The organism is Mycolicibacterium gilvum (assembly GCF_900454025.1).
Taxonomy (GTDB): domain Bacteria; phylum Actinomycetota; class Actinomycetes; order Mycobacteriales; family Mycobacteriaceae; genus Mycobacterium; species Mycobacterium gilvum.
In genome coordinates this window covers 40,408-53,955 of the sequence record NZ_UGQM01000001.1, presented here as the reverse complement: position 1 = coordinate 53,955, position 13,548 = coordinate 40,408, and the positions used below count along the sequence as shown (strand labels likewise).

General features: G+C 68.5%; 13 protein-coding genes and 1 tRNA gene. 5 read left to right on the top strand and 9 right to left on the bottom strand.

Going from position 1 to position 13,548, the window contains the following annotated elements:
* The first annotated feature begins 3 nt into the window (after positions 1-3).
* Complete coding sequence (locus DYE23_RS00265) at positions 4-534, top strand: lipoprotein LppJ family protein (protein WP_099962241.1); 531 nt, start codon at positions 4-6, stop codon at positions 532-534.
* 3 nt (positions 535-537) lie between these two features.
* Here the strand turns inward: DYE23_RS00265 and DYE23_RS00260 are convergent, their stop codons facing one another.
* The 5 genes from DYE23_RS00260 to DYE23_RS00240 are packed head-to-tail and all read right to left on the bottom strand — an operon-like array spanning position 538 to position 5,278.
* Positions 538-1,401 carry a polysaccharide deacetylase family protein gene (locus DYE23_RS00260; protein WP_099962240.1) on the bottom strand — a complete coding sequence of 288 codons (864 nt, stop codon included), beginning with the start codon at positions 1,399-1,401 and terminating at the stop codon, positions 538-540.
* Complete coding sequence (gene speB / locus DYE23_RS00255; RefSeq protein WP_172527868.1) at positions 1,401-2,384, bottom strand: agmatinase; 984 nt, start codon at positions 2,382-2,384, stop codon at positions 1,401-1,403. The genes DYE23_RS00260 and speB overlap by 1 nt, the downstream gene beginning before the upstream one ends.
* The gene (locus tag DYE23_RS00250) at positions 2,381-3,145 is read right to left on the bottom strand and encodes an SDR family NAD(P)-dependent oxidoreductase (RefSeq protein WP_115326162.1); all 765 of its coding nucleotides are present in this window, start codon (positions 3,143-3,145) and stop codon (positions 2,381-2,383) included. Before DYE23_RS00250 ends, speB begins: the two co-directional genes overlap by 4 nt.
* On the bottom strand, positions 3,142-3,834 hold the full coding sequence (locus DYE23_RS00245) for an SDR family NAD(P)-dependent oxidoreductase (protein WP_115326161.1): 693 nt from the start codon (positions 3,832-3,834) through the stop codon (positions 3,142-3,144). Before DYE23_RS00245 ends, DYE23_RS00250 begins: the two co-directional genes overlap by 4 nt.
* Positions 3,827-5,278: an APC family permease gene (locus DYE23_RS00240; protein ID WP_099962237.1), complete on the bottom strand. Its 1,452-nt coding sequence runs from the start codon at positions 5,276-5,278 to the stop codon at positions 3,827-3,829. Before DYE23_RS00240 ends, DYE23_RS00245 begins: the two co-directional genes overlap by 8 nt.
* Before the next feature lie 142 nt (positions 5,279-5,420).
* Here DYE23_RS00240 and DYE23_RS00235 point away from each other — a divergent pair, with 142 nt between their 5' ends.
* Positions 5,421-6,785 carry a PucR family transcriptional regulator gene (locus tag DYE23_RS00235; protein WP_115326160.1) on the top strand — a complete coding sequence of 455 codons (1,365 nt, stop codon included), beginning with the start codon at positions 5,421-5,423 and terminating at the stop codon, positions 6,783-6,785.
* A gap of 61 nt (positions 6,786-6,846) precedes the next feature.
* On the opposite strand, the gene DYE23_RS00230 is transcribed toward DYE23_RS00235, so the two are convergent.
* The 4 genes from DYE23_RS00230 to DYE23_RS00215 form a co-directional block, all read right to left on the bottom strand.
* Positions 6,847-7,194 carry a hypothetical protein gene (locus tag DYE23_RS00230; protein WP_115326159.1) on the bottom strand — a complete coding sequence of 116 codons (348 nt, stop codon included), beginning with the start codon at positions 7,192-7,194 and terminating at the stop codon, positions 6,847-6,849.
* A 226-nt stretch (positions 7,195-7,420) separates the two neighbouring features.
* Positions 7,421-8,755 (bottom strand): HNH endonuclease signature motif containing protein, encoded by a 1,335-nt coding sequence (locus tag DYE23_RS00225; protein WP_115326158.1) that lies wholly within the window; start codon positions 8,753-8,755, stop codon positions 7,421-7,423.
* Positions 8,756-8,898: 143 nt separating this feature from the next.
* The gene (locus DYE23_RS00220; protein ID WP_235660287.1) at positions 8,899-9,351 is read right to left on the bottom strand and encodes a DUF732 domain-containing protein; all 453 of its coding nucleotides are present in this window, start codon (positions 9,349-9,351) and stop codon (positions 8,899-8,901) included.
* A 242-nt stretch (positions 9,352-9,593) separates the two neighbouring features.
* Positions 9,594-9,676 (bottom strand) — tRNA-Leu (locus DYE23_RS00215).
* 245 nt (positions 9,677-9,921) lie between these two features.
* On the opposite strand from DYE23_RS00215, the gene DYE23_RS00210 reads away from it, so the two are divergent.
* The 3 genes from DYE23_RS00210 (at position 9,922) to DYE23_RS00200 (ending at position 13,505) form a co-directional block, all read left to right on the top strand.
* Positions 9,922-11,358 (top strand): FHA domain-containing protein, encoded by a 1,437-nt coding sequence (locus tag DYE23_RS00210; protein ID WP_115326157.1) that lies wholly within the window; start codon positions 9,922-9,924, stop codon positions 11,356-11,358.
* A gap of 126 nt (positions 11,359-11,484) precedes the next feature.
* Positions 11,485-11,952: an FHA domain-containing protein FhaB/FipA gene (locus DYE23_RS00205; protein WP_013470283.1), complete on the top strand. Its 468-nt coding sequence runs from the start codon at positions 11,485-11,487 to the stop codon at positions 11,950-11,952.
* A complete protein-coding gene (locus DYE23_RS00200) occupies positions 11,949-13,505 on the top strand; it encodes a PP2C family protein-serine/threonine phosphatase (RefSeq protein WP_013470282.1) in 1,557 nt (518 codons plus the stop codon). The genes DYE23_RS00205 and DYE23_RS00200 overlap by 4 nt, the downstream gene beginning before the upstream one ends.
* The last annotated feature ends 43 nt before the right edge of the window (positions 13,506-13,548 follow it).

Below are 13,548 nucleotides of genomic sequence, written 5' to 3'. Positions count from 1 at the left end.
CCGATGACGCTCACAACAAAACGCCGCGCCGCGGCCGCACTCGCCGTGCTGACCACCGTGGTCGCCCCGATTGGAGGATGCTCCGCGATGTCCCCGTCCCAGCCCGAACAACCGGACACGCCGACGCTGTCCGATGACGAGTCCCGCGGACAGGTCGTCGACGCCGCCAAGGAGATCGTGCGGGCCGCCGATCTCGACGTCACCTATGCGAACCTGCAATGGGAGTGGTGCAACGACCAGGGCGACCCACCGTACCGGGCCAAGGTCGAGCTCGCGTTCGTCACGGCGTCCGGTGAAAACCGCAGCGCCGAGATTGCGACATCCGTTGCCGCGCAGCCCGGCTGGGAATCGGGACCGCCGCCCGGCTACGTCCCTGCCGGAGAGGTCGTCCACAGGGGCGGCGTGTGGGCGTCGATCGGACCGGGAAACAACCCCGAACGGGGCGGCATCCAGATCTACGGTGAGTGCCGCAACATGAACGACCACCGCGACACACCCGGCGTCGAGATCACCGACGAGATCCGCGGCGGCTGACCGTCACCGCGGAACGTCGGGCGGGGTGATCGAGCGGGGCGGAAGTCCCAGCGCGCGAACGTATTCGGCGATCTGACCGAGGGACGCCACCCATACGTCGTCGTGGTCGAGGACGTAGCGCATCAACTCCCCCAGCTCCGCGGCCCGCGACGCACGGCCGGTCAGGAAGGGATGGTTCGTCAGCACCCAGCAGCCACCGACCCGGCGCAGCGCGTCGAACTCGAGCTGCCAGAGTTCGCGAGCCTTGCGCGGGCTCTCGATCAGGCCGCTGCCCGAGATGTCGGGCAGAAAGCAGTACTGCTCCCAGTCGTCGAGCGCCCACTGGATCGGGATCTCGACCAACGACTGCGCAGCCCCCGGGGTCACCGCCAGCTCGTAGGGATGGTCGGCGTCCATCAGGCTTGAGTCGTACAGGAATCCGCGTTCGGCCAGCAGCGCCGGCGTGCGCCAGGACAGATCCCACATCGGCGCCCGATAGCCGAGCGGACGTACCCCGGCGACCTCGGCCAGCGCCGCCAGACCACGGTCGAGCGCGTCGATCTCCTCCTCCAGCGTCAGCGCGGTGGGCTGCTCGTGCAGATAGCCGTGGTGGGCGATCTCGTGACCCGCCGCCACAATGCTGCGCACCGCCTCGGGGTATCTGTCGGCGGTGTGCCCCGGCACGAAGAACGTCGACGGAATCTGGTGCTCCTCAAGCAGATCCAGGATCCGCGGGATGCCGACCAGCGGTCCGTAGGCCTGGTGGCTCATCACGCTCATCCGTGCGCCGACACTCTCGTTGCCCCACAGCACCGCCGACTCGGCGTCCACGTCGAAGGTGAAGGCCGCAGCGGCGGTCTTTCCGGCGGGCCAGGCGAACGCGTCCATCACCCGACCATAAGGCTGATCAGCTCATAGGCGAGGTTCGCGGCGGCCACCGCGGTGACCTCCGCATGGTCGTAGGACGGCGCGACCTCGACGACGTCGGAGCCGACGATGTTCAGCGCGCGCATTGCCCGCAGCACCGCGACCAGCTCCCGGCTGGTCATGCCGCCGATCTCCGGGGTACCGGTGCCGGGCGCGAACGCCGGGTCCAGCACGTCGATGTCGATCGACACGTACACCGGGTGGTCGCCGACACGCTCGAGCACCCGCTCGATGACGCCGTCCACCCCGATGCGATCGATGTCGCGGCAGTGCACCGCGGTGAAGCCGAGTTCGGCGTCGTCGAGCAGATCGGCCGCGCCGTACAGGGAGCCCCGGATGCCGACGTGGGCGGAGTGCCCCTTGACGATCAGCCCCTGCTCGGACGCGCGACGGAACGGCGTGCCGTGGGTGCAGGGCGCCCCGAAGTAGGTGTCCCACGTGTCGAGGTGAGCGTCGAAGTGCACCAACGCAACCGGGCCGTGCAGTTCGTTGACGGCCTGCAGTGCCGGCAGCGCGATGGTGTGGTCGCCGCCGAGCAGCACGAACCGCTGGTCGGCGCGGGTGACCAGCCCGAGGATCCCGTCCCTGATCTGGTCCACCGCCTCGGTGATGTCGAACGGGTTCGCCGCGATGTCGCCGGCGTCGACCACCTGCGCGGTCGCGAACGGCGCGACCTCGAGCGCGGGGTTGTAGGGCTTGAGCAGACGCGACGCCTGCCGGATCGCCGCAGGACCGAAACGCGCGCCAGGGCGGTAGGTGACACCGCTGTCGAACGGCACCCCGATCACCGCGATGTCGTGCTCGGTGACCTCGTGTCGCTGGGGCAGCCGGGCGAACGTGCCGAACCCGGCGTAGCGCGGTACCTGCTGCGCGTCGATCTGGCCGAGCACACCGGACGCCGACTGCATCCGTGGGTCGTTCTGCACTGATGACTCCTCGTTCATGCCCGCGCCCGCGTCGATCCACCGTTGCACGAGACCACCTGTCCCACAATTGCTTCCACGTCGAAGTCGGCCAGCAGCTCCACCGCCGCCGAGACTTCGTCACCGGTGCCGATGCGCCCGACGGGAATCGCCTCGGCGTAGCGCCGGTGGATCACCTCGAGCGCGACACCGGCGGCATCGGCGTCGACCTGCAGCTGCGGGGTGTCGATCACCCCGGGCGCCACCGCGTTGACGATGATGTGCTCGCGCGCCAGCTCGCGGCCCAGCGTCTTGACCAGAGAGATCAGCCCCGACTTCGAGGCCGCGTACGCGGTCGCGTCGGGCCAGCCCGTCACTCCCCATTCGCTGGAGATCACCACGATGCGGCCGGCCCCCGCCGCGCGCATGTGCGGCAGCACCGCCTGGACGAGGAAGAAGGTGCCACCGAGGTTGGTGTCCACCACCTTCCACCAGTCGTCGGCGTCGTGCTCGAGCAGCGGCGCCATCGTCATGTAGGCGTGGTTGGCCACCAGGATGTCGAGACCGCCGGCGGTCGCGGCCACGTGGTCCGCGATCGTTCGGCACTGCGCCGGATCGGAGACGTCGCCCGCCGCGGTCAGGCCGCCGATCTCGGCGGCCAGTGCGGACAGCGCCTCGCTGTCCTCGCGATCGTTGACCGCCACGGTGGCACCGGCTTTCGCGAGCCGGCGCGCGTGCGCGGCACCCATGCCCTGCGCCGCACCGGTCACCAGCGCCACCCGGTCACGCAGGTCGGTGCTCATATCACCGCTCCCGAGTTCACGTTCACGACGTCGCCGGTGCTGAATGTGGCGTCACAGACCAGGTATTCGACACTGCGGGCGACCTCGACCGGGGTGGTGAGCCGGCGCAGCGGCAGCGTCTGCAGGTATTCGGCGGCGCGCCAGGGCGAGTCGGGAGCCAGCAGCGGGGTGTCGGTGGGTCCGGGGGCGACCGCATTGATCCGAACCCCGCTGCCGGCGGTCTCGACGGCCAGGCTGCGCACCAGTCCGAGGATCGCTCCCTTGGCGGCGGCATAGTGGGCGTCCTCGTCGCCGCCACCGACGGCGAGTTCACTGGCCACTGCGACCAGCGCGCCACCGGTCGCGGTCAGGTCCGACAGGGTCGCCCGTGCGATGTTCACCAGACCGCCCAGGTGTACGCGCAGCATCCGGCGCCAGGCGTCCTCGCCGATCTCGGACACCGGCGCCATCTCGTAGTAGCCCGCCGACGTCACCACGGCGCTGACCGGCCCCAACCGGTCTCGGAGCTCTGCCACCGCGCGGGCGACCGCATCGGCGTCGGAAACGTCTGCGGCCACGGTGTTTTCGGCGGCACCCGGGTGCAGGTCCACGCAGCCCACCGCATAGCCGCGCGCGGTGAGCGCGTCGACCACCGCGGCGCCGATCCCGCTGGCGCCGCCGGTGACCAGCGCGACCGGCCGGTCAGTCATCGGCCGGTACCGGCTCGTCGCGATCCTGGGGCGCGACGATCCGGGACTTCACGCTCGCGAAGAGCGCCGCACCGATGATGCCGAGCACGACCACACCGATCCAGACCGACCAGTCCAGGTAGCGCTGCTCGAAAGCGACTCGCGGCCAGGCGATGTTGAGGAACTGCAGCACCGCCCACACCACCGCGACCACCGCCACCGGCATCGTCGCGGCGCGCAGTGAGAACGATCCGGGCTTCCAGGCCTTGCGCAGCAGCACCACCAGGAAGCCGACAAGCGGGAACAGGAACGCCAGATAGAAGCCGCCCGCGGTGAAGTTCACCATCAGGGAGTAGATGTCGCCGGCGACGATGCTCAGCAGGAACAGCGCGGCTCCGATGACGGTGGTCACCAGGATCGCGGCCGTCGGGATGCGGGCCTTGCCGCGCAGCTGCACCAGCGTGCGCGCCGCGGGCAGCGCCCCGTCGCGGGAGTAGGCCCAGATGACCCGCGACGCCGAGGTCTGCAACGCCAGGAAGCTCGCGAGGAAGCCGATCACGAACATCACCTGGACGGGCTTGGCGATGCCGGCGCCCAGCGCGGTGGTCAGCGTGTCGTACACCGGATCGGCGACAGCACCCTCGGCCACCGCGTCCAGGTCGGGGATGGCCAGGATGATCGCCAGCGCCGAATAACCGACGACGAGCGCAATGAAGCCCAGCGAGAACAGCACGGCCTTGGGCAGATCGCGGCGCGGGTTGTGCACCTCCTCGGCGATCGAACCGGCACTCTCGAAGCCGACGAACGACCAGCCGATGAACGCGACCGCGAGCAGGAACGGACCGCCGAGGTAGGCACCGAGATCGACGTCGGCGCCACCGCCCTCGAACAGGACCGAGATCGAGTTCTTGCGATGGAAGATCAGCAGCCACGTACCCAGCACCACCGAGCCGATGACCTCGGCGATGATGCTGCCGATCATGAAGATCTTCAGGGCCTGGCGTCCGATCAGGTTCACCGCGGTGCCGGCGAGCAGGATCAGCAGCGCGATCAGCGCCAGGGTGCCGCCGGACGGCTCCTCGATGCCGACGATGTTCGCGGTGAATCCGGCCGCTCCCAGCGCCACGGTCGCCATCGCGATCACCAGAGTCCACATGTAGACCCAACCGGCGAACCAGCCGTAGGTGGTGCCGAGCAGGCGTCGTGACCACTGGTAGATGGAGCCCTCCAGCGGCCACCGCGAAACCAGCGTCGCGAACACGAGCGCCACCAGGAACTGGCCGGCGAAGACCAGCCCGAAGCCCCACCAGAAGCTCGGTCCGGCCGCCGACAGCGCGAGACCGAAGATCCCGTAGAGGGCGACGATCGGCGAGATGAACGCGAACGCGAAGGCGAACGCCGATCCGAGAGAGAATTCGCGGCGCAACTGTGGCTGCTGTTCAGCCGGGCTGACCAATGACGACATGGCTCGAACTATCACGCGAAGCGTTTCCCGACGCCAGCGCTCACGGCGAACACGTCAGGATCGCACCGCCGCACGGGCCCGCCGTTGAACAATCGCACAACGGCGACCCTCTCCCGTGTGACGACCGCGTTACGCTCGCGGGGTGTCTGAGGACCGCGCGGAGTCGGCTGCGCCGACACTGCGCGACCTTCTGGAGGCGGCGCAATTGAGCGTGTCGGGCCCTGATCCCGCTGACCGCAATCTGGACCGCGAGGTCAGCTGGGTGCACACCACCGAGATGCGTGACCCGTCGCGGTATCTGCGGGGCGGCGAACTCGTGTGCACGGTCGGCATCAGCCTGCACAGCGCCGAGGACTGCTCGACGTTCGTCGACGCATTGGCCGGCGCCGGCGCGGCCGGGGTGTGCTTCGGTGTCGGCGACGGCCACGACGACGTCCCCGCCGCGCTGCTGGACGCCTGCCGTCGGGCCGGTCTTCCCGTGCTGGTCGCCCCGCCCAGCGTGCCGTTCAGCGTGATCAGTCGGTTCGTCGCCGAATCGCGGCTCGGCACCGAGATCGCCGTCGCCCGGGCCACCAACGCGCTGGTGCCCGAACTGCTGCTGTCGCTGCGTCGGCACGACTCACCCCGTCGGCTGCTGGACGCCGCCGGGCAGGTGCTGGGGTGCTACTTCCTGCTGGAGCCCGAGGGGGCCGCAAAGGGCGACGAAGCTGCGGTGACGGTTCCGGTGCCCGGCCTCGGCGCGCTGGTGTGGATGGGACGGGGCGACCGGCCGGAGCCGGCGCTGCTGGACCTGATCGCCCGGTTCGTGCGGGCGGCGCAGGGTGAGCGCGACATCGAAGCGGCGTTGACCCGGGAGCGGGTGGGTCAGCTGCTGTCTCTGGTGGAACGACGCATGCTGCTGCCTGATGCGCTGAGCCAGTTGGTGCAGTGGCCGGGTTTCGCCGGGGAGATCGCGTGCTCGGCGTGGCCGGCCGGTGCCGGGGCGCTGTTGTCGATCTCCTTCCCGGGCGCCCTCATCGGTGACGCTCCCGATCTGTGCATGATGCTGACCGCGGGTGCGGTGGAGATGCCCGACGATCTGGCGCTGCCGACCGGACATTCGGCACCGGTGACGCTGGCCGATCTCGGGTCGGCGATCGCGCAGGCCCGCATCGCGCTGACACTGGCCGAGCACCGGGGCGGCCGGGTCGGGCCCGATCAGCTGAGCACGCTGGAGAGCCTGCTCGAGCAGTTGCCGCTTGCCCAGCTCGCGCCCTTCCGGCAGCTGTTGATCGACCCTCTCGCGGAGCTGGACACCTCGCGGGGCACGCAGCACGTCCGGACGCTGCGAACGTTCGTCGCGTGCAACGGATCGCTGAGTGAGACCGCGAAGGAACTGTTTCTGCACACCAACACCGTGCGGCACCGGCTGGGGCGGATTCAGGAGATCACCGGTCGAGACCCGTTGCAGCACAATGACTTGACGGCGTTCGTGATCGGGATGTGGGCGGCCGATCGGGGCGAGTGAGGGGGGCCGACGCGTTGATCCGAACGTGCGTGCTGTCAGCGCCGACAGCGTCGAACCGCGTTCAACTCGGCCTCGTTGCTCTCTGCGCCCCCTGCCCGAGGCGTTGGGCTGCCGGTGGCTGATCGATCAAGCGGATGACACCGATGTGTGACCAAGTCACGATAATCTGTTGTCCCGTGAGAAGATCCGTTTCCTCGGTCACCATCTGGGTCCAATAGTTCCCGAAACCATGCGCCGTTGCCAGGGTCTTCTTCATCCGAACCTGGTAGGTCCGACCTGCCATATCGAATTCGATGACTATCGTTTCTTCCGGCGATTTGCGAACGGCCTCGCCCGACAGACGCTGACTACTCTGCGGTGGAGACAGGAAATTGCCCAACGGGGCTTGCCTCTTCTTGTCGAACGCCATATCGCACTTTAACGCCCGTTACCTCGCGGATCGTGTTGTCTCCGAACCTCCGGAGTGCCCGTATTTACGCGCCAAAGTGTCCAAATCACCACCCGACACTTCGACCTGGCTATCGACGACGTCGGCACACCATGACTGTTCGGCCCTACCGACTCGGGGATCCGCCCATGTCCTGGTCCGCGCAAGACCTGGTCATCACGGCGTTGACGCGCCGCCGAACACCGACTCAGTTGGCGGCAGCCGTTGGTGGTGGTTGGTAGGGGTGGTACCACTTCCAGTAGAGGCGTTCGCCGGATGGTCCTCGGTAGGCGGGGACAGCGGGTGGGGGTTGGGTTGGTGGGCGGGCCAGGGTTGCGGAGTGCAGGGCGCGGCCGGTGTGGTCGGTGACGGCGAGCTGGTGTGCGGGTCCGGTGATGACGATGATGCCGCGGTGGTGGGCGCGGTGGTGGTACGGGCAGACCAGCACGAGGTTGTCGAGCTCGGTGTCTCCGCCGTCTTCCCAGTGCACGATGTGGTGGGCGTGTAAGCCTCGGGTGGCCCCGCAGCCGGGGACCACGCAACTGCGGTCGCGGTGTTCCAACGCGCGTCGCAGGCGGCGGTTGACGGTGCGGGTGCTTCGTCCGGCGCCGATCGGGCGGCCGTGGCGTTCGAACCACACCTCGCAGGTCGCATCACAGCTCAGGTAGCGGCGCTCCCCGGCGGTCAGCAGCGGGCCCAGATGCAGCGCGGCCAGCTTGGATTCGACGTCGACGTGCACGACGACGGTGGTGTGCTGGCCGTGGGGGCGGCGCACCGCTTCGGCGTCCCAGGAGGCCTCGACCAGCGCCAGGAACGCCTCGGCGAGATTGGGCAGCGGGGGCCGGTGCGGGCCCGCGTCGCTGTCGGCGTGGTCGCGGGTCCACTGGGCGATCAGCGCGTCTTTGTGTGAGTGCAGGGCGGCCTGAAACGTCGCGGCCTGCTCATGGGGCAGCTTGATCCGCCAGTAGGTGTAGTCGGCGTCGCAGGATGTGGTGATCTCGGCGGTCGGTAGCGGCGGTGGTTCAGGCTCATCGTCCTCGGGCAGGTCGGGCAGGTCGGGCAGGTCGTGGTCATCGCCGTCGCCGTCGCCGTCGTCGGCGGACGGTTCGGGTTCGGGTCGGGGTTCCTGTTTGATCGCGGTGCGCAACTGGCTGACCGAGGCATTCTGCGCCAACCGTGCGTAGTGGTCGTCAGAGCCCTGACCGGCGCCCTGGGCGATCACCCCGACCTGGTCGACAGAAAGGCGTCCCTCGCGCAATGCCTGGGTGCAGCGCGGGAACTCGGCGGCCCGGTCGGCGATCGCGACGATTCTCTCGGCGTTTCCTGCGGAGGTGCCCAGCTTCCACGCCACCAACGCCGCGATCGAACGGGCTCCGGTGGCACCCCAGAGTTGATCGCCGTCGATCTCGGCGACGATGTCGACGATGCGCCCGTCGATGGCGTTGCGCTGGCCGGCGAGTTCGGACAGTTCGTCGAACAGGGCCTCCAACCGCGCTTCCCGAGGCGGGCTCGGGATGAAAGACGGTGCGCTGCCTGGCCGCATGACCCCAGTGTGGCAGAAGGGTCTGACAAGTTCGGGTTCGATTGGCAGTCAACGGGTCCCGACTTTCGCGAGACTGCCGTCACGGTTGTGAAATCGGCCCGCCGACAACCGTCTGTGCAGTCTCGCGAAAGTCCCGTCCTACGTCAGCACCGGTAATGCCCGCGAACGCGCGTCCCGTTCTTCTTGGTGTATCCGTTCACCCAGGTGCAGCCGAGATTCAGCCTGGGCGCATCCGCAACATCCGGGACGGACGGTGGGTAGCCGGCCGGTCCTGGAACCGGTGCCACTACCGGCGGGACCACCGCGGGCGCGCCGTCGCCTCGACTGCCTGCGGCACCGGCGCAGTAGTTCCCCAGTGCTGCGCGTGCGATGACCATGCCCTGCTCGAGGGTGTACGGACTTGGTTTGTTCTCATTGCCGACCACACTGAGCACCAGATCGACGAGCTGCATCGCCGGGTTCTGCACCGCGGTGTCACAGATGGCGTGGCCGAGCGCCACTACATAGTCCCGGCCGAGAATTGGGACACTCTCCGCTTCTATTGCCGCCAAGTAGGCGTCGTCCACCGGTGTCGCGAATGCGGACGGCGTCGTCATTCCTGCTGCCAAACCAACGAGCATCGCCGCTCCGAAGCCGGCGATTGCACGCCTGGACGCGAACGTCATTTCCCGCGGTTTCACCATTCCCCCTCAGATCCCCCAATTCGAATTACCGCCACTGTGTCGCCTTCGCACGCACCGCTGTTACACGCGATCGAGAAGCAACTTCAGAGCTCGGAAGGAACCGCCTCAACGAAAAAGGTCGCGGACTCCGAAGAGTCCACGACCTTTGTCTCGTGTGGGCGAAGGGGGACTTGAACCCCCACGTCCCGAAGGACACTGGCACCTGAAGCCAGCGCGTCTGCCATTCCGCCACTCGCCCGAATGACCGAGGGAGCCTATCACGCAGGCATCCCGGCCTCACAACCGTACTGGCGCACCCCCGTGATCTCCAAAACGGCCGCCTGCGGAACCCTGACCTGCGCCGATGCGATTCTCACAGAACTGTTGGTCCCGCTCGGGCACAGCGGGCCGATAGCATGCATGAAGCATTGCTGCCGGTCGACGCGCCGGTGCGATGTTGCGTGGGCAAAATTCACCCACCCAACGAGGGAGGCGAGCGGGGCGATGGGACTGGTCGACCGGTTCGAGCGCAAGCTCGAGGATTCGGTCGGTGATGCCTTCGCCCGGGTGTTCGGCGGATCGATCGTTCCGCGCGAGGTCGAGGTACTTCTGCGCCGCGAAGCCGAGACGAACGCCCGTAAAGTCCACGGTGGCCACATTTTGGTACCGAACGACTACGTCATTACCCTCAGTGTGCCTGACTTTCAGAAGGTGAATGCCGATCCGGACATCACCGCCACTACGTTCGCCAAGCACTTGGAGGGATACATCCATGAGCAGGGATGGCAAACGTATGGTGATGTGGTTGTCAGATTCGAGCAGTCGCCCAACCTGCACACCGGACAGTTTCGCGCGCGTGGCGCGGTCAATCCCGACGCGACCACAGTCGAACCCGCTCCACCATCTCGAGACGCTACGTCCCAGGCAGAACCAGGAGTACCAGCGATGACCGACAATCCGAGCTACCGAGGCGGCCCAGGACAGGGTCGGCCCGACGAGTACTACAACCGCCCGCCGGAGAACCGCCCCGAAGACGAGGGCGGCTACAACCGTCCCGAGAACCGCGGTGACGAGCAGCGCGGCGGCTACCCCCACGGCGATCAGGGCGGCTACCCCGCGCAGGACCAGGGCTACCCACCCCGCGGCGGCTACCCCGAGCAGGGCGGCTACCAGGATCAGGGTGGTTACCAGGGCCAGGGCGGCTATCCCCCGCAGTCCTACGAGCAGCGTCCGCCCGCCGGCTACGGCCCGCCCCCCGGATACCCCGACCAGGGCTACCGGCAGGGCCCGGGCGGTTACGGTCCGCCTCCCGGCGGCGCCCCTGGTTACGGCGGTCCGGCCGGCGACTACGACTACGGCCGTCGTCCCGACGATGGCGGCTACGGCCAGCCTCCCCGCCCGGCCTACCCGGACCAGGGCGGCTACCCGGATCAGGGCGGCTACGGTGCCCCGGGCGGCCAGCAGTCCTACGGCCGTCAGGACTACGCCCAGCCCGACTACGGCCGCTATGGCGAGCCCGCCGGCTACGGCGACCAGGGCTATGGCGAGCAGGGTTACGGCGAGCAGGGCTATGGCGACCAGGGCTACGGCGCCCCCGCCGGCCAGCAGGGCGGTTACGGCGGCTACGGCGCAGGGCAGGGCGACTACCCCGCCGGTGCGACCGTCACGCTGCAGCTCGACGACGGCAGCGGCCGCACCTACCAGCTGCGCGAAGGCGCCAACGTGATCGGTCGCGGACAGGACGCGCAGTTCCGGTTGCCCGACACGGGTGTGTCCCGTCGTCACCTGGAAATCCGCTGGGACGGTCAGGTCGCGCTATTGTCAGACCTCAATTCCACCAACGGCACCACGGTGAACAACGCTCCGGTTCAGGAGTGGCAGCTGGCCGACGGCGACGTCATCCGGCTCGGACACTCCGAGATCATCGTCCGCGTTCACTGAGGACAGGCGCTTGAGGGAAGCGGTGGTGTAGACGTCACGTCGACCGCGGCCCCAGTATGGTGGCGCTGCCGAAAGACCGACGAGCGCTTGCGCGAGGAGCATGACCGGGTACGGAGAGGACGTCAGATGCAGGGGCTTGTTCTGCAGCTGACCCGTGTCGGCTTCCTTCTCTTGCTGTGGTTGTTCATCTGGTCGGTGCTGCGCATCCTGCGCACCGACATCTACGCGCCGACCGGCGCGGTGATGGTTCGCCGCGGGTTGGCCCTGCGTGGATCGCTGCTCCCCCACCGGGGCCGCAGGACCACGCCGCGCCAGCTGGTCGTCACCGAAGGCGCACTGGCCGGCACCCGCATCCCGTTGGGCACCCAGCCGGTGCTGATCGGACGCGCCGATGACTCCACCCTCGTGCTGACCGACGATTACGCCTCGACGCGCCACGCCAGGCTCTCGCCACGAGGTCCGGAATGGTATGTAGAGGACCTAGGATCAACCAACGGTACATACCTCGACAGGGCGAAGGTGACGACAGCGGTACGAGTTCCGATGGGCACCCCGGTGCGAATCGGCAAGACGGTGATCGAGTTGCGCCCGTGACACTCGTTCTTCGATATGCAGCCCGCAGTGACCGGGGCCTGGTGCGCGCCAACAACGAGGACTCGGTGTACGCCGGTGCGCGTCTGCTCGCCCTCGCCGACGGGATGGGCGGTCATGCCGCCGGGGAGGTCGCGTCCCAGCTGGTGATCGCGGCGCTGGCGCACCTCGACGACGACGAGCCCGGCGGCGACCTGCTCAGCAAGCTCGACTCCGCGGTGCGTGAGGGCAACAACGCGATCGCCTCCCACGTGGAAGCCGACCCCGAGCTCGAGGGCATGGGCACCACGCTGACGGCAATCCTGTTCGCGGGCAACCGTCTTGGTCTGGTCCACATCGGTGACTCCCGCGGCTATCTGCTGCGGGACGGCGAGCTCACGCAGATCACCAAGGACGACACGTTCGTTCAGACCCTCGTCGACGAGGGCCGGATCACCGCGGAGGAAGCACACAGCCACCCGCAGCGTTCCCTGATCATGCGCGCGCTGACCGGTCACGAGGTCGAGCCGACGCTGATCATGCGGGAAGCCCGTGCCGGTGACCGCTACCTGCTGTGCTCGGACGGTCTGTCCGACCCGGTCAGCCAGGACACCATCGCCGAGGCGCTGCAGATCGACGATGTCACCGAAAGCGCCGACCGTCTCATCGAATTGGCGCTGCGCGGCGGCGGGCCCGACAACGTGACCGTGGTGGTGGCCGACGTCGTCGACTACGACTACGGGCAGACCCAGCCGATCCTCGCGGGTGCGGTGTCCGGGGACGACGACCAGTCGGCGCCGCCCAACACCGCGGCCGGGCGCGCCTCGGCGTTCAATCCGAAGCGCAACGCCGCCAAACGCGTTGTGCCCCAACCCGAAGAACCGCCGCCGCGACCCCGGTCACGGCGGCGTCCCATTATCGCCGCGACGGTCCTGGTCCTGGTGGTGCTGGCGGGGCTGGCTGTCGGACGCGAGATCGTGCGCAACAACTACTACGTCAGCGAGAACGACGGCACCGTCTCCATCATGCGAGGTGTTCAGGGCTCCTTTCTCGGAGTCTCCTTGCAGGAGCCCTATCTCCTCGGATGTCTGAACAACCGCAACGAACTCTCCCTCATCAGCGCCGACCAGTCCGGTGAGCCCCGCGACTGCCGTCTCCTCGGCGTCGACGACATGCGCCCCTCCGAGCGTGCGCAGGTGATCGCCGGTCTCCCGTCCGGATCTCTCGACCAGGCGATCGGCCAGATCGAGGAACTGTCCCGAAGCTCCGTGCTCCCGGTGTGCGCCACGCACACAACCCCGACCCCGACCCCGAGCCCCAGGCCCGCGCCCTCCCCGGGCGCGTCCTTGCCGCGGCCGGCGCCGCCCGCGTCCACCCCGACGACGACCCCGCCGGAATCGCCTGCGGCGAGCCCGGATCCGCGTACCGGCACGCCGGCACCCGTTCCGCCGCGCACGTCGTCGGCTCCGTCACCGTCGGGTTCGGCCCCGCCCCCGCCTCCGTCCCCGTCACCGACCGTCACCGCGCTGCCGCCCCCCCCGCCCGAACCAGGGACGAACTGCCGGGAAGTGTCATGACGACCCGAAGACGAGCGCGAGTGAGGATCGCAGCGAGGTACGA